The sequence below is a fragment of the Pseudomonas sp. PsB genome (assembly GCF_043658375.1).
GTDB lineage: Bacteria > Pseudomonadota > Gammaproteobacteria > Pseudomonadales > Pseudomonadaceae > Aquipseudomonas > Aquipseudomonas putida_Z.
The window spans coordinates 12,488-31,190 of sequence record NZ_JBIGLU010000037.1 but is presented as its reverse complement, the minus strand read 5'-3'; the positions used below and the strand labels follow the sequence as shown (position 1 = coordinate 31,190).

The window sequence follows — 18,703 nt, the reverse complement described above, 5'->3', positions numbered from 1 at the left end:
TTTTTGTGTAGGAGCGGCCTTGTGTCGCGATCGGGCCGCACAGCGGCCCCCGGGTTTCAGCAGCGCTGCATCATTAGCTGGGGCCGCTGTGCGGCCCGATCGCGACACAAGGCCGCTCCTACAAGGTTGTTACAGGTTTTGTAATAGTTTTGCGCTATTCCGGAAAGCTGCTGTGCTTGTAGGATCATTTTCCCAATTTGCTATCAAGGTCCATATGAGCACCTTCGCGGAGCCCCCCAGTCCCCGGCCTTCAAGGCCTTCCTTCTCCCGTCCTCGTGACGCTGCCCTCGTGAGTACCCGCTAATGGAATGGCTAGCCGACCCCACGGCCTGGCTGGGCCTGCTGACGCTTATCGTCCTCGAGCTGGTGCTGGGTATCGACAACCTGGTGTTCATCGCCATCCTCGCCGACAAGCTGCCGCCGCATCAGCGCGACCGCGCGCGGGTCATTGGCCTGAGCCTGGCGTTGATCATGCGCCTGGGCCTGTTGGCCAGTATCTCGTGGATGGTCACCCTGACCGCGCCGTTGTTCGAGGTGTTCGACAAGAGCTTCTCCGGCCGTGACCTGATCATGCTGTTCGGTGGCGTGTTCCTGCTGTTCAAGGCCACCATGGAACTGCACGAACGCCTGGAAGGCCATGTGACCCAGGCCAGTGGCGCGGTGCGCCATGCCGCGTTCTGGCCGATCGTTGCGCAGATCGTGGTGCTCGATGCGGTGTTCTCGCTGGACGCGGTGATTACCGCGGTGGGCATGGTCGAGCATTTGTCGGTGATGATGATCGCGGTGATCTTCTCGATCGGCATCATGATCGTTGCCAGCAAGCCGCTGACCCGCTTCGTCAACGCCCACCCTACGGTGATCATGCTGTGCCTGGGCTTCCTGATGATGATCGGCTTCAGCCTTACCGCCGAAGGCCTGGGCTTCCATATCCCGAAAGGCTACTTGTACGCGGCCATCGGCTTCTCGATCCTGATCGAGCTGTTCAACCAGTTGGCCCGTGCCCGCCGCAAGCGCAGCCTGCAGCAGCACCGGCCGCTGCGTGAGCGCACCGCGCATGCCGTGCTGCGCCTGCTGGGTGGCCGCCGGGTCGAGGCTGACGAGGTGGGCGAGGAAATCGCCGACCTGGTCGAAGGTGGTGAGGAGCAGGTGCTGTTCGACCGCCGTGAACGAGTGATGATCAGTGGCGTGCTGAACCTGGCCGAGCGGCCGATCCGCACGGTGATGACCGCCCGCGCCGAGGTCGATGTGATCGACCTGGCGCAGCCGGCCGACGCCATTGCCCAGGCCCTGGCCAATTCGCCGTACTCGCGCCTGCCATTGATCCGCGATGGCCGCGTGGACGAGCCGCTGGGCTTCGTGCACAAGAAGGAGCTGCTCAAGGAACTGCTGTCGGGTAGCCAGCCCGATCTGGAAGGCATGGCCCGGGTACCGCTGAACCTGCTGGAAAGCTTCAGCATCCTCAACGCCCTGGAGCAGATGCGAGGCCAGTCGACGCACATCGCCTTCGTCGTCAACGAGTTCGGTGACTTCACCGGCCTGCTGACCATGACCGATATCCTCGAGTCGATTGCCGGCGAGCTGCCGGATGCCAGCGAGGTCGAAGGCCCGGGCATCGTCCAGGAAGGTGAAGGCTTTGTGGTCAGCGGTGCGTTGAACCTGAGCCAGGTGCAGGCGCGTACCGGCTTCAGCGCCCGCCCCACAGAGGACTACCAGACCCTCGCGGGCCTGGTGATGAGCCTGCTCGACCGCCTGCCCATGGTTGGTGACCGCCTGGCCTGGAATGGCTGGACGCTGACCGTGGAGGCGGTCGAGGAACGGCGGGTGCGCCAGGTTCGGCTTACACCGAGCGGCGACGTTGACGCAGCAGGTGCTTGAAGCCCTCGATCACCAGCACCAGCACCGCGGCCCAGATCGGCAGGTAGGTCAGCCACTGATCCGGGCCGATGGTTTCGCCCAGCAGCAGCGCCACGCCCACCAGCAGCACCGGTTCGACGTAGCTGAGCAGGCCGAACAGGCTGAACGGCAGCAGGCGGCTGGCCAGCACGTAGGCGATCAGGGCCGAGGCGCTGATCGCCCCGAGGATCGGGATCAACGCATACAGCCCGGGGTGTGCCTGCAGATCGGCAGGGGAAAGCGGGCCCTGGATCACGAAGTACAACGCCCAGGGCAACAGCAGGCACATGTCGCACCACAGGCCGCCCAGGTGTTCGGTGCGGCAGCGTTTGCGCAACACGAAGTAGATCGGGTAACCGATCGTCACCACCAGGGTTTCCCAGGCGAAACTGCCATGCTGGTACAGCTCGTGGCCCACGCCCAGCGCGGCGCAGGCCACGGCCACCTTCTGCAGGCGTGACAGGCGTTCGCCATACACCAGCCGCCCGGTCAGGACCATGGCCAGCGGCAGCAGGAAGTAGCCCATCGACACTTCCAGGCTGCGCCCGTGCAGGGGTGCCCAGAGGAACAGCCACAGCTGCACGCCCATCAGCCACGATGTGGCGACCATGCCCAGTAACAGCAGCGGCGTGCGTTTTACCCGGGCAAGCAGTTCACCCACCCGTTTCCAGTCTTTCGAGACAAGCATGAACAGGGTCAGGCAGGGCAGCGTCAACAGGGTGCGCCAGCCAAAGATCTCTTCGCCATCAAGCGGCGTGAGCAGAGAGGTATAGAAGTACATCACGGCGAACAGACAGGACGCCATGACCGACGAAAGAATGCCTTTTGACACGAATGCCTCGAATAGGGAATTGAGCGGGTGGATCAGCCGCGCATGATCTCAGGGGGCGCGGCTTGCGGCAACCGCGACGCAGCCGGGCGTGCCGCCAGCGCCTCGAGGAACTGGGCAGCCGGCATGGGCCTGGCGAACAGGTAGCCCTGCTGGAAGTCCACCTCGTGACGGGCCAGGTAATCGCGCTGAGCTTCGGTTTCCACGCCCTCGGCAACGATGTCCAGGCCCAGCTTGGCCGACAGCTCGATGATGGTCTCGAGGATGTGCACCGACAGCGCGTCGGCACCGATCATGGCGACGAAGCTCTGGTCGATCTTCAGGTAGTCGACCTTGAACTGGCGCAGGTAGTTGAGGCTTGACTGGCCGGTGCCGAAGTCGTCCAGGGCAATCTTCACACCCATGGCGTCGAGCTTCTCGAACAGTTCCAGGGCCACCGGCGTAGCCTCGATCAGCTTGCGCTCGGTCAGCTCCAGGGTCAGCACCACCCGGCCTGGCGGGAAGTGCTGGAGGAAGGTGCGGCAGTCGTCCAGCAGGCTGAAGTCGCGGCAGTGGTCGGCAGTGATGTTGATGCCGATATGGAAACCGTCCTCCAGCAGCCCGGCATAGGGTGCCAGGTTCTGCGCGGTGTGCATCATCAGCGCACGGGTCATGGCGACGATCTGCCCGCTGTGTTCGGCGTAGGGGATGAACAGGTCGGGGCGTACCAGGCCTTCGCGCGGGTGGTTCCAGCGCATCAGCACTTCGGCGCCGGCCCAGCGGTAGTCGCCCTTGCGCACCACCGGCTGGAAGTACGGCAGGAACTCGTCGGCCTCCAGGGCCCGACGCAGTTCGGCACGGGGCGAGGTGGCTCGGCGAACCTGCCAGCGGCACACCAGGGCGGCCACCGCGCCCAGTACCAGCAGCAAGCCGAACAGGGCGGGGTAGTGGCTGCGCCACAGCTGGGCCTGCTTGTCGGCGCCGTAGCCGCCATGCACACTGAACGGATAACGGGTCGAGCCCAGCTGCACATTCGCGCTGGCCGCTGCAGGGGGCACGCCTTTGTGCACGATGCCATCCTTGCCCAGCCAGGCATCGCCCACGCGGATCTGCAGGTCTTCATCGGGGCCGATCAGGCGCAGCGCCGTCAGCAGGTGTTCGCCATCCACCGTACTGATCGCGCCGCGGTCGCCGTCGCTGGCTCGATACACCAGCAGCGGGTGGCCCGGGGTGACCGAGTTGCCGTCCATCAGCCACAGCTTGCCGTCGATGTAGTCACCGGGGTTGACCGGCTCGTCGAATGCGCCGAACAGCGAGGTGCAATAAAGGGCGTTGTGCCGGAACAGGTTGGTCGAGCGCACGAAGGCTTTGCGCGTGACCTGGGCGCGCAGCATGAGCTGGGCCTCGTCGCACGGGCTGTCGACAAGTGGCAGCAGGGCATTGGCAGCGCTGGACAGGTTGTCGAGAATGCGCTCGACGTGTTCCACCACCTGGCGCGCGGTGGCCTGGCTGCTGGCCTGCATTTCGCGCTCGATCTGCCAGTTCATCACAGCCAGGCCGCACGCCACCGGCAGCACGCCGACGACCCAGGGCAACAGGGTGCGCCAGCCGAAGCCGGCGCGGCGTTTGACGGTAAGGGGCATGCTGACCTGATCTGTAGGAATAATTACGAGAGGATAGCCGCTTGTCGGAACCCGTGAGCAACTAAAGCGCGACAAACCATTTTACGCAATGTAGAATCGATTTACGAATACAACAATAAGGTCCTTCGATACCGAAGGATCAAGCCCGCCGAGAATGGGTCCATATGACATACCATGGGTTCAAGCTGATAATAGGTGACTTCCTCGCCCGCAGCGTGCGGGGTATCCCGTGCTCACCGCCGTTTCCGTGCCACATCCCACGCAATCAATAATTTTTTCGCTGCAGATGAGGACACGAACATGGCTGATATCTTCGACAATCCAATGGGCCTGATGGGCTTCGAATTCATCGAACTGGCTTCGCCGACCCCTGGTGTACTCGAGCCGGTATTCCAGATGCTGGGCTTCACCAAGGTCGCTACCCACCGTTCCAAGGATGTGCACCTGTATCGCCAGGGTGACATCAACCTGATCCTGAACAACGAACCCAAGAGCATCGCCTCGTACTTCGCCGCCGAACACGGCCCGTCGGTATGCGGCATGGCGTTCCGCGTGCGCAACGCCCACGAGGCCTATGCCCGCGCCCTGGAACTGGGCGCCCAGCCAGTGGAAATCGAAACCGGCCCGATGGAGCTGCGCCTGCCGGCGATCAAGGGCATCGGTGGTGCGCCGCTGTACCTGATCGACCGTTTCGAGGAAGGCAGCTCGATCTACGATATCGACTTCAAGTTCATCGAGGGTGTGGACCGCAACCCGGTGGGTGCCGGCCTGAAGATCATCGACCACCTCACCCACAACGTTTATCGCGGGCGCATGTCGTACTGGGCCGGCTTCTACGAGAAGCTGTTCAACTTCCGCGAAATCCGCTATTTCGACATCAAGGGTGAGTACACCGGCCTGACTTCGCGTGCCATGACCGCACCGGATGGCATGATCCGCATCCCGCTGAACGAAGAATCGTCCAAGGGCTCCGGGCAGATCGAAGAGTTCCTGATGCAGTTCAACGGCGAAGGCATCCAGCACGTGGCCTTCCTGACCGATGACCTGCTCAAGACCTGGGACGCCCTCAAGGGCTTCGGCATGCGCTTCATGACGGCACCGCCGCAAACCTACTACGAGATGCTCGAAGAGCGCCTGCCAGGTCACGGCGAGCCGGTAGACCAGTTGAAAGCACGCGGCATTCTCCTCGATGGCGCTTCCCAGCCTGATGACAAGCGCCTGCTGCTGCAGATCTTCTCCGAGACCCTGCTCGGCCCGGTGTTCTTCGAGTTCATCCAGCGCAAGGGTGATGACGGCTTTGGCGAGGGCAACTTCAAGGCCCTGTTCGAATCCATCGAGCGCGACCAGGTGCGCCGTGGTGTGCTGAGCACCGACTGATCCCCTTTGGAGTACCGCCGCCGTCATGCATGGTTGGCGGCGGTACCACGCCGGCCGACCCGCGCCCTGAACAGGGCCAGATAGACAATCGAGCCTGTCACGATCCCCACCAGCATCAGCGAAGGCAGGATTTGCAGCATCGACTGGCGGGCTTCCCGGGCGGTATAGCCTTGGGCGTAGCCACCCTTGACCTGATATCCATATTTGACCGAGTGCGCGTTTGCAGTGAACTCGGACTGAGAGGGACGTTGCCTGTCGCGGCTGTCTCCGTGGCTCCAGATGTACCGGTCGCCAAACTCCAGCAGCAGCGTCAAGCCGTCCTGGAAACCGTCCAGTTCGTTGCGCAGTTGCATGGCATAGGCGGTCACTATGACACCGTTGTCGTTGCCACCCAGGTAAAAGTTGACCAGCAGTTTGTTGGTCGCTGCCCCTGAGCCGTAAGCCAGTTCGACCTGGCGGCCGGACAGGGCAAGGGCCGACAAGTCAGCCAGTGAATCCGAAGTGGTGCTGCAGTAGGCCTGGTTGCCCTTGATCAGGGACAGCGAACGCACCATGGAGCGGCCGGCCACCTGGTCCTGCAACTTGCCGATGACGTCGTTGCACGGTTTGCCCGCAAAGGGCAGGGCCTGAAGAGCGGTCTCGTGCATGCGGTCCAACGCCTGATCAACACTGAAAACTGCCTCCTGGACCGAGATGTTCGCGTTTTCCGCGAGTTTCGTTTCCAGCTGGAATACCATTACCAGCAACCCTGAAACCACGGGCACCAGGCCCAAGGCGATGAGCAGCAGCAGTTCCAGCAAGCTGCGCCCGGCGTGCATGATTTTCGACATAGGCCAATTGCTCTCCGGTCCGAAACTGTTCGTGGTGAACAGTTGAACCCTGAGCCTATGTATTCAATGACCGGCCGGCTGTAGGCCGGGTGCAGTGCGCGTTATGGGAAATCCGGAAGCCCGGCGTAGGCCGCTAATGGCCCTTGAGTTTCTCGAGCACTTTCTCGGCCAGCAATTCTGTGGAGGCAGGGTTCTGCCCGGTGATCAGCCGACTATCGGCAACCACATACGGCTGCCACGGGTCATCATGCTTGCTGTAGATACCGCCGCGCGCGCCCAGCTCGTTTTCCGTCAAGAAGGGGACCACCTTGTCCAGTTCGACCAGTTTCTCCTCGGTATTGGAGAAGCCGGTTACCTGACGGTCCTTGAGCAACAGGCTGTTGTCGCTGAGCTTGATGTTCAGCAGCCCGACAACGCCATGGCAGACCGCTGCGACTATGCCCTTGTTCTCGTAGACCCGGCGTGCCAGGTCTTGCAGCGGTTGGTTGTCGGCAAAGTCATACATCACCCCGTGCCCGCCGGTGTAATAGATGACGCGGTACTCATCGGCCTTCACCTGGCCAGGGCTCAAGGTGTTGCCCAGGCGGGTCATGAAGCGCTTGTCGTCATACCACTGCCAGTCCAGGTCGGGGGCCATTTGCAGGCTATGCGGGTCGACGGGTACGTAGCCGCCCAGCGGGCTGACATAATCGACCGTATAACCGGCCTTCTCGACTTTTTCAACAAAGTGCACGGCTTCCCCCAGCCACAACCCGGTCGCCCGCTTGAGGGTCGGATACTTGGCTGTATTGGTCAGCACCACCAGCATTTTCTTGCTCATGACCACGCTCCCGTCGGCAACCTGAATGGGCCGTTGCTCCCTGGCCCGAGGGAAAACCTAATGAGCATAGCTCTCAGGTGCAAGTACGCCATATTGCGTGGCGTGTGTTGTGCTACCGTGAACCACATTCACGGGGCGCCCGTACTTTTCCTGAACCATGCTGGAGTCACGATAGTGGTCGAAAATGGTACGCCGCGCGAGCCTGCGTCGCCGGTCATTCTGCAGGCGCCTGTGCTGGCACCGATCGACCCCATGGGCGAACGGATTGCACAGTTCGACTGGGGGCGCACATCGCTCGGGCCGCTGCCGCGCTGGCCGGCCTCGTTGCGCATTGCCGTCGACATGATGCACTTGTCACCGTTCCCGTGTGCCGTGGTCTGGGGGCCAGATCTCAACGTTGTCCACAATGCTGGCTACCGGGCGTTGCGGCCGGTTGCCCCGGATGCATTGGGCATGGCCTTCGATGCGCTTTGGAGCGATGTATGGCCGGCGATGGGGCCGTGGGTATTCAAGGCGCTCGAGGGGCACTCGAGTTTTGTCGAGGACCCACCACTGCGTGTTGGCTGCGGCGAAGGCGGGGAGCCGTTGTGGTATGCGTTCGGCTACACACCGTTGCGCGATGAACTGGGCAACGTGGCAGGTTTTCTGCACGCGGTGATCGAGACCACGGCCAGCGTTGAGGCGCACCGCCACTGGCGGGAGCAGGCGCAAGGCTACGAGCAGCAGGTCGAGCGACACCTGGTGGAGCGCGAGCAGTTCTGGCAGTTGTCGCGTGATGCGATGATGACGGTTACGCCCGAGCTGAAGGTGCATGCCGCCAACCCTGCCTGGTACCGCATTCTGGGCTGGGCCGAGGAGCAGGTACAGGGTGTTCCGGTATTGGACCTGGTACATCCGGCCGATCGCGCCGAGGTTGAGGTGGCGGTTTCCGGGTGCCTGCAATACCGCAATGCCGAGCAGATAGAGACGCGCCTGCGTCACTGCGATGGCCATTACCACTGTTTTCGCTGGAGCGCGCGGTTCGATGGCAGCCTGCTGACTGCCGTTGGGCGGGACATCACCGAGGAGCATGAAGAGGCCGCGCGTCAATCCGAAGCCCTGATGCGCAACAACGAACGCCTGGAAGTGGTTGGCCAGTTGGCCGGGGGCATGGGCCATGAACTGAACAACTTGTTGTCCGGCATCGGCGGCAGCCTGGAGTTGCTGCAACGGCGCCTGCAGGAAGGACGGCTGGAGCGCGTGGAGACCTATGTCGAGGTGGCGCGTGATTCGGTGCAGCGTGCCATGGAGCTGACCCATCGCTTGCTGGCGTTTTCCCGTCATCAACCTTTGGCGCCCAGGCCGCTGGATTTCAACCGGCAATTGCGCTTGAGCGAACCACTGCTGCGCAGCACGCTGGGCGCCGAGATGCGTTTGCACTGGCAGCTGGATGTCACGCCGTGGGCGGTGAACCTTGATGTTTCCCAGCTTGAAAATGCCTTGATCAATCTATGCACCAACGCCCGCGAAGCGTGCCTGGATCGCGGCAATGTCACGCTGCGCAGTATCAACCAGCGGCTGACGGCGTGTTTCCCGGATGAGGGCGGCCTGCCTCCAGGCGACTACGTTGCCTTGCATGTGGAGGATGATGGCCGCGGCATGCCGGCGGTGGACATTGCCAGGGCCTTTGAACCGTTCTTCACCACCAAGCCGGTCGGGCGTGGCTCAGGGCTTGGCTTGTCGATGGTGTATGGGTTTGTCGGCCAGTCGGGGGGCTACGCCTGGATCGAGTCGGAGCCGAACCAGGGCACCAAGGTCTGCATGCTTTTCCCAAGGTGCCATGACCCGGTACCCGAGGCGCCCGCGCTGGTGCAGCGCTCGCAGCGCCTGGCCGGGGGGCAGCGCCTGTTGCTGGTCGATGACGAGCTCGGTTTGCGTGCGGTAATGCGCGAGTACCTGACCGAGCGTGGTTTTGAGGTCATTGATGTGGGCGACGCCAATAGTGCGCTGGAGCGCTTCCGCCATGACGGCCCGTTCGATCTGGTAATCACCGACATCGGCTTGCCAGGTGGTTTCAGTGGCCGCCAGGTGGCCAAGGCCATGCGCATGCAGCTGCCGTTGCAGAAGATCCTGTTCATCACCGGCTATGCGGGTCAGCCGATCGAAGCGCAGTTGCTCGAGCAGCCGGGCACGGCATTGATGAACAAGCCGTTCGCGCTGGCGGACCTGGTGGATGAGGCGCTACGCATGCTGGAGGAGTGAAGCAGTTCAGGGCTTGCCCAGTATCTGGGTCACCTGGGCCTGCAGCTGCTTCAGCTCGAAGGGCTTGCAGATCAGGTGCATCCCCGCCTCCAGGAAACCCTCGCGGGCCATGGCCGTTTCCGCATAGCCGGTGATGAACAGTACTGGCAAGCGTGGCCGCAGGTTGCGTGCAATCTCGGCCAACTGGCGGCCATTCATGCCGGGCAAGCCGACATCGCTGACCAGCAGATCCACCGGTTGTGTCGAACGCAGAACCTTCAGGCCCTCGTTGGCGTCGGCGGCACTGTGGCAGGCGAAGCCATCCTCGCGCAGGGCCTGGCATAGCAATTGGCGTACATGCGGGTCGTCCTCGACCACCAGCACGTGATGGCCCTGGTAGCCTCGCACGGGCTGCACGGTGTTGACCGGTGCCTGTTCCTGGTCGACATGGCGCGGCAGGTACAGGTCCACCCGGGTGCCTTGGCCGATCTGGCTGTGCAGGGTGACATGGCCGTGGGATTGCTTGCTGAAGCCGTACACCATCGACAGGCCCAGGCCGATGCCCTGGCCGATCGCCTTGGTGCTGAAGAACGGCTCGAAGGCATGCTCCAGCGTGCTTTGCGCCATGCCCTGGCCGTCATCGACGATTCGCAGGCGTACATAGTCGCCGGCGCACAGGGCACCGCCGGGGAATTGCCCGGCGCCGATGTGCTGGTTACTTGCCTCGATGCGCAGCTGGCCGCCACTGGGCATGGCTTCGCAGGCATTGAGCAGCACGTTGTCGAGGGCTTCCTGCAACTGCTGGTCATCGGCTTCGACCGACCACAGGCCCTTGGCGATTTGCACGTGCAGGTTCACGGCCGGGCTCAGGCAAGCCTTCAGGCGCTTGGCCTGGAGCAGGTCGTGCAGGTCGACCTGCTGGCTGTGCAGCGATTGCCGGGAAGAGAAAGCCAGCAGGCGGTGGGTCAGGCGGGCGGCGCGTGACACTGCCTCGCGGCCCATGCGCAGCACGTTGTCCAGGCCATCGCTGCGGCCCTGGCGCAAGCGCCGGTCGATCAGCTCGAAGCTGCCGCCAATGCTGGTGAGCAGGTTGTTGAAGTCATGGGCGACCCCCCCGGCCAGTTGGCCGATGGCCTCCATCTTGCGCGTCTGGTGGCGGGCGAACTCGCTGCGCTGCTGGTCTTCGCCGGGAGGCGCGGCCTGGGCGTCAAGGCGTTGCTGCAGGTCCTGCAGCTGGCCGCGCGCCAGGTACTGCCGGCGCCGGTTGCGCAGGGCGGACTGGGTCGTGTGCAGCAGCTGGGCGTTTTCGAACGGTGCGACCAGTAGGACCAGGTTGCCCACTGGGTAGTTGGTCGAGCCCTTGGCCGCTTGGCTCCCTTGACCGAGCAGCACGATGGGCAGGTCCGACCAGCATGGTTGCTGGTCGATGAATGCCTGCAGCAACGCGCTTGGGCCCTGTTTGAACACTTGCTCGGCAATGATCGCCAGGCCCGCGCCTTCGGCCAGGCAGGCTTGCAGGTTGGCCAGGTCGACCGCGCACAGGCTGTCGATGCCCGCAGAAGCGAGCAGGCGAGCGGTATCCGCGGCTATTGGCGGGGGCGCCAGGATCAATGCGCGTTCGTCCAGCGCCAACGAACTGGCCAAAACGACTCTCCTGCAGGGTGGTCTGATATCCACTGGACCTTGGGCACAGCCCCAGGGTTCAACAAATTTTCGGACGTTGCCTACAGGCCCTGTTGCAGCACGGGGTCGTCCGGGTTCTGCCGCTCCAGTTCGGCCAACAGTACCTGCACGTTCTGCAGCTGGCCGGTTTCCTTCCAGTACTGGATCAGCAACACCCGTGCTCGGCGATTGGCCGGCTGGCGGCTGAGCACGGTTTCCAGTTGCTTTTGCGCGGCGTCGAGTTGTTCCAGTTCATGCAGGGTGACCGCCAGTGTATAGCGGTAGTCGGCGTTGTCCGGGTCCAGCTCGACCGCGCGGGACAAGGCCAGCAAGGCGTATTCGCGCTGCTCGTGGCGGTTCAGCCAGAGCCCCAGTTCGTACTGCAGAAAGGCCGAGTCGGGGCTCAGCGCCAGGGCTTTGCCCAGTACCTGACGCGAGGCGTCGTGATGGCCCTGGCGTTCCAGCAGGCGTACCTGGGTCGCCAGTGCGTCGAGGTTGCCTGGCGCTTCCGTCAGGGCCCGCTGCAGGGCTGTGGCGGCCAGGGTGTAGTCGTTTTCGTGCAGGTACAGGCGCGCCAGGTGGACCTGGGCGTCTGCGTCTTCGGGTTGTTGCTCCAGGGCCTGCTGGTATTGCTCCAGGGCGACCTGCAGCGGGCCGAAATACAGGCCGATGTCATCCGGGGCAAGGCCGAGCAGGGCATCCACCGCGGCAAAGCGTACGCTTTGCTCGTCGTCATCCAGCAGCGGGCCGAGTACCAGGCTGCGCTGCGCCGCTGGCAGCAGGCGGCGGATGCCGGCAATGGCTGCACGGCGCACCAGCGGGTCGGCATGTTCCAGGTCCTGGCGGGCGAGTTTCAATGCCTGGGGCGAAGGGTAGTTGGGCAGTTCGGCATACAAGGCCGCTCGGCGGATGGGCGGTAGGTCGGTGCGCTGCAATTGTTGGTACAGCACCCGTGCAGCGCCGGGTTGGCCCTCATGGGCCTGGCGCAGGGCCTTGGCGTAGCTGTGCGCAGGCAGGGTTGGCGGGGCTGGTGGGGCGTCGCGCCACAGGTAGCCGAACAGGGCCGATACCAGGATCAACAGCAGCAGGGCGATCAGGTAGCGGTGGCGTCTGGGCATCGGACGATCCGTGGCGGCGGGAAGGGCAGAGCTTGGGCTAGCTGGGGGGTAAATGCAACCGAGTGAGGGGTGCCTGGTGCCTGTCTCGGGTTTTGCGGTGGGGCATAAATCGAGCGCCGCCCGCGCGGCGCTTCGCAGCACAAGGCTGCTCCTACATCTGTTTCGGGCCAGTTATTCCTGAGGTAGAGGCGCGCGGCCCCTTGGCATCCACGTCGATATCGTGTCGGACAAACAAGGCGGTCGCGCGCGCTGGCGCAGGCGTTACTGGCCTGAAACAGATGTAGGAGCAGCCTTGTGCTGCGATGCGCCGCGCGGGCGGCGCTCGATCTCATAGGCGCTGAAGATTCAGAGGCATGCACCCTGCACACACCCTCAATCAGCATAAAAAAGCCCCGCAGACCAAGGCCTGCAGGGCAAACGGTTGGGGGAGGAGCCAACCAAAGGAGTCGTTGAAACGGGTGTATCAGCCTGCGCTGGCTACTGTCTCCGGTTGCCAGCCACCGCCCAGGGCCTTGTAGATGGAGACGATGCCGCGGTACAGCTCGACCTCGCCCTGGGCCTGCGCATCTTCAGCGCTCAGCCGCTCACGCTCGGCGTCGAGCAGCACCAGGTAGTCCACCGTACCCTCGCGATAACGAATCGAGGCCAGTTCCGCCGCCTTGCGGCTGGCATCGCTCTGGCGCATCAGCGACAGCAGCCGCTGCTGGGTCTTGTCGTAGTCGCTGAAGGCGTTGGCCGATTCTTCCAGGGCCAGCAACACCTGCTGTTCATAGTTGGCCAGTGCCCCTTCGGCATCGGCCTTGGCACCGCGCAGGCGGGCGCGCACGCTGCCCAGGTCGAAGGCGGCCCAGGTGATGCTCGGGCCCAGCGCCCAGGCATTGGCTGCCGAGGAGCCGATCTGCGAGCCACGGGCAGCAGTAAAGCCGAGGAAGCCGCTGAGGCTGACGCGGGGGAACAGGTCGGCCGTGGCCACGCCGACGTTGGCGGTGGCAGCCGCCAGCTGGCGTTCGGCGCTGCGGATGTCCGGGCGGCGGCGCAGCAGTTCACCCGGGTCACCCACCGGTAGCGCCTTGGCGATGGCCGGCAGGGCCTTGGGCGACAGGTCGACGCTGAGCGCCTCGGGGCGCTGGCCGAGCAGGGTGGCGATGCGATGCCGGGCCCGCGCCTGTTCCGCCTGCAGTTGCGGCACGGTGGCTTCGACCCCGGCCAGGCGCGCGTCGGCCCGTACCACGTCAAGGTCGTTGCCCACGCCGGCATCGCGCAGGGTTTCGGTGATGGCCCGCGATTCCTGCTGGGTCTTGAGGTTGGCCAGGGCGATTTTCTCGCGCAACTGCGCGCCGCGCAGCTGGCCGTAGGCATCGACCAGCTCGGCGATCAGGCTGACCTGCAACTGCTGCAGGTCGGCCGCGGCTACTGCTTCCTGGGCTTCGCTGGCTTCGATCTGGCGCTGGATGCGGCCGAACAGGTCAAGTTCCCAGGCCATGTCCAGGCCCAGGTCGTAGCGCTCGCTGTTCACCCGTTGCGTGGTCTGGCCGGGGACCTGGCCCTTGCCGAGGTCGCTGCTGGCGCGGCTGGTGACCACCGGGAACTGATCGTTCTCGGCGTCTTCACGGATCGAACGGGCCGACTTCAGGCGGGCGAAGGCCACGCGCAGGTCACGGTTGCCGTCCAGCGAAGCCTGCACCAGCTGGTTCAGCACCGGGTCGTCGAACTGCTTCCACCACAGGCTTTCGAAACGGCTACGGTCGTAGGCCTTGGCCTGTACATCGCTGGCCAGCTGCGCGGGCTCGGTGGCCGGCGCCTGATAGTCCGGGCCTACCGCGCAGGCCGCCAGGGCCAGCGCCAGCAGGCTCGGGGTCAAGGGTTTGAGCAGGTTCATGCATGGCTCTCCAGCGAGTGGGCGCGTTCGGCCTTGCGGGCCTGGCGACGTTCGACGAAACGGCGAATCAGGAAGAAGAACACCGGGGTCAGGAACAAGCCGAACACGGTCACGCCGATCATCCCCGAGAACACCGCCACACCCATGGCATGGCGCATTTCAGAACCTGCACCGGAGCTGAACACCAGTGGAACCACACCCATGATGAAGGCGATCGAGGTCATCAGGATCGGCCGCAGGCGCAGGCGGCAGGCTTCCAGTACCGCTGCCAGCGGGTCGAGCCCCTTGGCCTGTTCGTCCTTGGCGAACTCGACGATCAGGATCGCGTTCTTGCACGCCAGGCCCACCAGTACGATCAGGCCGATCTGGGTGAAGATGTTGTTGTCACCACCCGACACGATCACCCCGGTGATGGCTGACAGAAGGGTCATCGGCACGATCAGGATCACCGCCAGCGGCAGGCTCCAGCTTTCGTACTGGGCGGCAAGCACCAGGAAGGCCAGCAGTACGCACAGCGGGAACACGAACAGCGCAGTGTTGCCCGAGAGGATCTGCTGGTAGGTCAGGTCGGTCCACTCGAAGGTCATGCCGTTGGGCAGTTCCTCTTTCAGCAGCTTCTCGATTGCAGCTTCGGCCTGGCCGGAGCTGTAGCCCGGTGCCGCTGCGCCGTTGATCTCGGCGGTGATGAAACCGTTGTAGTGCATCACCCGGTCAGGCCCGGAGGTGTCGCTGACCTTGAGGAACGTCGCCAGCGGGATCATCTCGCCGAGGTTGTTGCGCACCTTCAGTTGGCCGATCTGCTCGGCATCGAGGCGGAACTGCTGCTCGGCCTGGACGTTGACCTGGTAGGTACGGCCAAAGCGGTTGAAGTCGTTGGTGTACGGTAGACCTGCAGGGTGTCGAAGATATCGGTGATCGCCACGCCGTGGGTCTTGGCCTTTTCCCGGTCGATGGCGGCATCGACCTGCGGCACGTTGACCTGGTAGCTGGTGAACAGGCCCGCCAGTTCCGGCACGTTGTGGCTCTTGGCGATGATGTTCTGGGTTTCCTTGTACAGGGCCTCGTAGCCCAGGTTGCCACGGTCTTCGATCTGCAGGCGGAAGCCGCCGATGGTGCCCAGGCCTTGTACCGGCGGTGGCGGGAAGATCGCGATGTAGGCGTCCTGGATGTCGGCGAACTGGGCATTCAGTGCAGCAGCGATGGCCGCCGCCGACTGGCTCGGGTCCTTGCGCTCGTCGAACGGCTTGAGCGGGGTGAACACGATGCCGCTGTTCGGGCTGTTGGTGAAACCGTTGATCGACAGGCCTGGGAAGGCTACCGAGTCGGCCACGCCAGGCTGCTTCAGGGCGATTTCGCTCATGCGCTTGATCACCGCTTCGGTGCGGTCGAGGCTGGCCGCGTCAGGCAGCTGGGCGAACGCCACCAGGTACTGCTTGTCCTGGGCCGGCACGAAACCGGTCGGGGTGGACGAGAAGCCCAGGTAGGTCAGGCCCATCAGGCCGGCATACACGAACAGGGCGATGCCGCTGGAGCGGATGACCCGACGCACGCCGCCGACGTAGCGGTTGGAAGCGCGGTCGAAGAAGCGGTTGAACGGGGCGAACAGCCAGCTGCCCAGCAGTTTTTCCAGGAACCGCGAGAACCGGTCCTTGGGCGCATGGTGGTCCTTCAGCAGCACGGCAGCCAGGGCCGGCGACAGGGTAAGCGAGTTGAATGCCGAGATCACCGTGGAAATGGCGATGGTCAGGGCGAACTGCTTGTAGAACTGCCCGGTCAGGCCGGAAATGAACGCGGCAGGCACGAACACGGCGCACAGCACCAGGGCGGTGGCGATGATCGGCCCGGTCACTTCGCCCATGGCCTTTTGCGTGGCCTCCAGCGGTTTCAGGCCCAGGCCGATGTTGCGCTCGACGTTCTCCACCACGACGATGGCGTCGTCCACCACGATACCGATGGCCAGGACCAGGCCGAACAATGACAGCGCGTTGAGCGAGAAGCCGAACAGGTGCATCACGGCAAAGGTACCGATCAGCGATACCGGCACGGCCATCAGCGGGATGATCGAGGCACGCCAGGTCTGCAGGAACAGGATGACGACCAGCACCACCAGCACCAGCGCTTCGAACAGGGTGTGTACCACGGCTTCGATGGAACCACGGACGAACACGGTCGGGTCATAGACGATGCTGTAGTCCATGCCCTCGGGGAAGTCCTTCTTCAGCTCGGCCATCTTCGCCCGCACTTCGTCGGAGATCTCGATGGCGTTGGAGCCCGGGCGCTGGAAGATCGGGATGGCCACTGCCGGCTGGTTGTTCAGCAGCGAACGCAGGGCGTACTGGCTGGAACCGAGTTCGACCCGGGCGATGTCCTTCAGGCGGGTGATCTCGCCATCGGCACCGGCGCGGATGATGATGTTCTCGAACTCTTCCTCATTGACCAGACGACCCTGGGTGTTGATCGACAGCTGGAAGCTGGTCGAACCCGGGGCGGGTGGGGCGCCCAGCTGGCCGGCGGCCACCTGGCGGTTCTGTTCGCGGATCGCAGCCACCACATCACTGGCGGTGAGGTTGCGCGAAGCGGTCTTGTTCGGGTCCAGCCACACGCGCAGCGAGTAGTCGCCCATGCCGAACAGCTGCACATCGCCCACGCCGCCCAGGCGCGCCAGCTCGTCCTTGATGTTGAGGATGGCGTAGTTGGACAGGTAGAGCATGTCGTAGCGGTTGTCCGGCGAGGTCAGGTGCACGACCATGGTCAGGTCGGGCGAGGCCTTGTCGACGGTGATACCGATGCGGGTCACTTCCTCTGGCAGCTTGGGCTGGGTACGGGTGACGCGGTTCTGCACCTGCACCTGGGCGTTGTCCAGGTCGGTGCCCAGGGCGAAGGTGATGGTCAGCGTCAGCTTGCCGTCAGCGGTGGACTGGGAGGACATGTACAGCATGTTCTCCACGCCGGTAATCGCCTGCTCCAGTGGCGCGGCGACGGTTTCGCCGATGACCTTGGGGTTGGCGCCGGGGAAGTTGGCGCGCACCACCACGGTGGGCGGCACCACTTCGGGGTATTCGCTGATCGGCAGCTGGAACAGCGAGATCGAACCCGCGATCAGCAGCACCAGCGACAGCACCGCGGCGAAGATTGGCCGGGTAATGAAGAATTTCGAGAAGTTCATCGGTGTGGTCCCTTAACCGCGTGGCGCCTGGGCGCTGGCGACTTTCACGTTGTTGCCCGCCACCTTCGGCGCCGGGTTGCTGGCCTCCAGGGCCTGGCGCTGCTGGGCGAGGGCGGCGAGGGTCTGTTCGCTGGCCATCGGTGTCTCTTCCGGGGTGACCGGTGAGCCAGGGCGTACGCGCTGCAGGCCCTTGACCACGATGCGGTCGTCCTTGCCCAGGCCGCTGCGCACGATGCGCAGGCCTTCTAGCTTCGGCCCCAGCTCCACGGCGCGGTAGGCGGCCTTGTTGTCCTTGTCCATGACCAGCACGAACTTCTTGCCAAGGTCGGTGCCCACGGCTTCGTCATTGATCAGCACGGCCTGGTACTGGGCGCTGCCCACCAGCTTCAGGCGTGCATACAGGCCTGGGGTGAACTGGCCGTCGCTGTTGTCGAACACCGCACGGCCACGGATGGTGCCGGTGCGCGGGTTGACCTGGTTGTCGACGAAGTTCATCTGGCCCAGGTGCGGGTTGCCGGTTTCGTTGGTCAGGCCCAGGTACACCGGGGTGCTCTGGCCGCGCTGGCCTTCGCGGGCCAGCTGGGTGTACTTGAGGTACACGCGCTCGTCGGCGTCGAAGTAGGCGTAGACCTTGTCGGTGGAGACCACGCTGGTCAGCGGGGTGACATCGGCGGTGACGATGTTGCCGGCGGTGAACTGGGCGCGGCTGACGCGGCCGCTGATGGGCGCGGTGACACGGGTGAAGCTGAGGTTCAGGCGTGCCAGGTCGAGCTGGGCCTGGATCGCGTCGACCCCGGCGCGGGCTTCGGCGGCGGCGCTGCTACGCGATTCGGCCAGTTCTGCAGAAATGGCGTTGCTGTCACGCAGGCGTTCGCCACGGCGGGCTTCGTTGGCGCTGCGGATGGCGGTGGCCTTGGCTTGCTGTAGCTGGGCTTCGAGGCGGCGGACGTCTGCCTGGAACGGGCGTGGGTCGATCTGGAACAGCAGGTCGCCTTTCTTGACCTGGGCGCCTTCAGTGAAGGCCACCAGGTCGATCTGGCCAGAGACCCGTGGGCGAACCTCGACGGTTTCCGGGGCTTCGAGGCGGCCGGTGAACTCGTCCCATTCGTTGATCGGTTGCTCGATCACCTTGGCCACACTGACCTTCGGCGCGGCGGGAGCCTGCACGGCGTCGGGGGTTCGACCGCAAGCGCTGATCACCACCACTGCCAGGGCAGCGAGGGGGAAGCGCAAGGGTTTGAGTGATTGTTCCATGGAGAACTCCGCCAATGTATTAGTAGTGGGCGG

The 18,703-nt window shown here is 64.1% G+C and carries 11 protein-coding genes and 1 pseudogene; 3 read left to right on the top strand and 9 right to left on the bottom strand.

Going from position 1 to position 18,703, the window contains the following annotated elements; translation table 11 throughout:
* Positions 1–303 precede the first annotated feature (303 nt).
* Complete coding sequence (locus ACGLHT_RS26070) at positions 304–1,875, top strand: TerC family protein (protein WP_137164116.1); 1,572 nt, start codon at positions 304–306, stop codon at positions 1,873–1,875.
* On the opposite strand, the gene rarD is transcribed toward ACGLHT_RS26070, so the two are convergent.
* Positions 1,838–2,725: an EamA family transporter RarD gene (gene rarD, locus ACGLHT_RS26065; protein WP_025339333.1), complete on the bottom strand. Its 888-nt coding sequence runs from the start codon at positions 2,723–2,725 to the stop codon at positions 1,838–1,840. The genes ACGLHT_RS26070 and rarD overlap by 38 nt on opposite strands.
* Positions 2,726–2,757: 32 nt before the next feature.
* The gene (locus ACGLHT_RS26060) at positions 2,758–4,344 is read right to left on the bottom strand and encodes an EAL domain-containing protein (protein WP_274120596.1); all 1,587 of its coding nucleotides are present in this window, start codon (positions 4,342–4,344) and stop codon (positions 2,758–2,760) included.
* A 300-nt stretch (positions 4,345–4,644) separates the two neighbouring features.
* Between ACGLHT_RS26060 and hppD the strand changes: the two genes are divergently transcribed.
* A complete protein-coding gene (hppD, locus tag ACGLHT_RS26055; RefSeq protein ID WP_025339331.1) occupies positions 4,645–5,721 on the top strand; it encodes a 4-hydroxyphenylpyruvate dioxygenase in 1,077 nt (358 codons plus the stop codon).
* A gap of 23 nt (positions 5,722–5,744) precedes the next feature.
* On the opposite strand, the gene ACGLHT_RS26050 is transcribed toward hppD, so the two are convergent.
* Both ACGLHT_RS26050 and ACGLHT_RS26045 read right to left on the bottom strand, forming a co-directional pair.
* Positions 5,745–6,551 (bottom strand): CSS-motif domain-containing protein, encoded by an 807-nt coding sequence (locus ACGLHT_RS26050; RefSeq protein WP_137164114.1) that lies wholly within the window; start codon positions 6,549–6,551, stop codon positions 5,745–5,747.
* Between the two features lie 133 nt (positions 6,552–6,684).
* Entirely contained in the window at positions 6,685–7,371 is a 687-nt protein-coding gene (locus ACGLHT_RS26045; protein ID WP_137164113.1) for a type 1 glutamine amidotransferase domain-containing protein, read from the bottom strand.
* Between the two features lie 174 nt (positions 7,372–7,545).
* Between ACGLHT_RS26045 and ACGLHT_RS26040 the strand changes: the two genes are divergently transcribed.
* A complete protein-coding gene (locus tag ACGLHT_RS26040; RefSeq protein WP_274120595.1) occupies positions 7,546–9,612 on the top strand; it encodes an ATP-binding protein in 2,067 nt (688 codons plus the stop codon).
* A gap of 6 nt (positions 9,613–9,618) precedes the next feature.
* Here the strand turns inward: ACGLHT_RS26040 and ACGLHT_RS26035 are convergent, their stop codons facing one another.
* The 5 genes and pseudogenes from ACGLHT_RS26035 to mexE form a co-directional block, all read right to left on the bottom strand.
* On the bottom strand, positions 9,619–11,235 hold the full coding sequence (locus tag ACGLHT_RS26035; protein ID WP_274120594.1) for a response regulator: 1,617 nt from the start codon (positions 11,233–11,235) through the stop codon (positions 9,619–9,621).
* 80 nt (positions 11,236–11,315) lie between these two features.
* A complete protein-coding gene (locus ACGLHT_RS26030; protein ID WP_274120593.1) occupies positions 11,316–12,371 on the bottom strand; it encodes a tetratricopeptide repeat protein in 1,056 nt (351 codons plus the stop codon).
* A gap of 463 nt (positions 12,372–12,834) precedes the next feature.
* On the bottom strand, positions 12,835–14,250 hold the full coding sequence (locus tag ACGLHT_RS26025; RefSeq protein WP_274120592.1) for an efflux transporter outer membrane subunit: 1,416 nt from the start codon (positions 14,248–14,250) through the stop codon (positions 12,835–12,837).
* A pseudogene (locus tag ACGLHT_RS26020) lies at positions 14,247–17,416 on the bottom strand (efflux RND transporter permease subunit). Before ACGLHT_RS26020 ends, ACGLHT_RS26025 begins: the two are co-directional and overlap by 4 nt.
* Positions 17,417–17,428: 12 nt before the next feature.
* Complete coding sequence (mexE, locus tag ACGLHT_RS26015; RefSeq protein ID WP_025339323.1) at positions 17,429–18,670, bottom strand: multidrug efflux RND transporter periplasmic adaptor subunit MexE; 1,242 nt, start codon at positions 18,668–18,670, stop codon at positions 17,429–17,431.
* Positions 18,671–18,703: the final 33 nt, after the last annotated feature.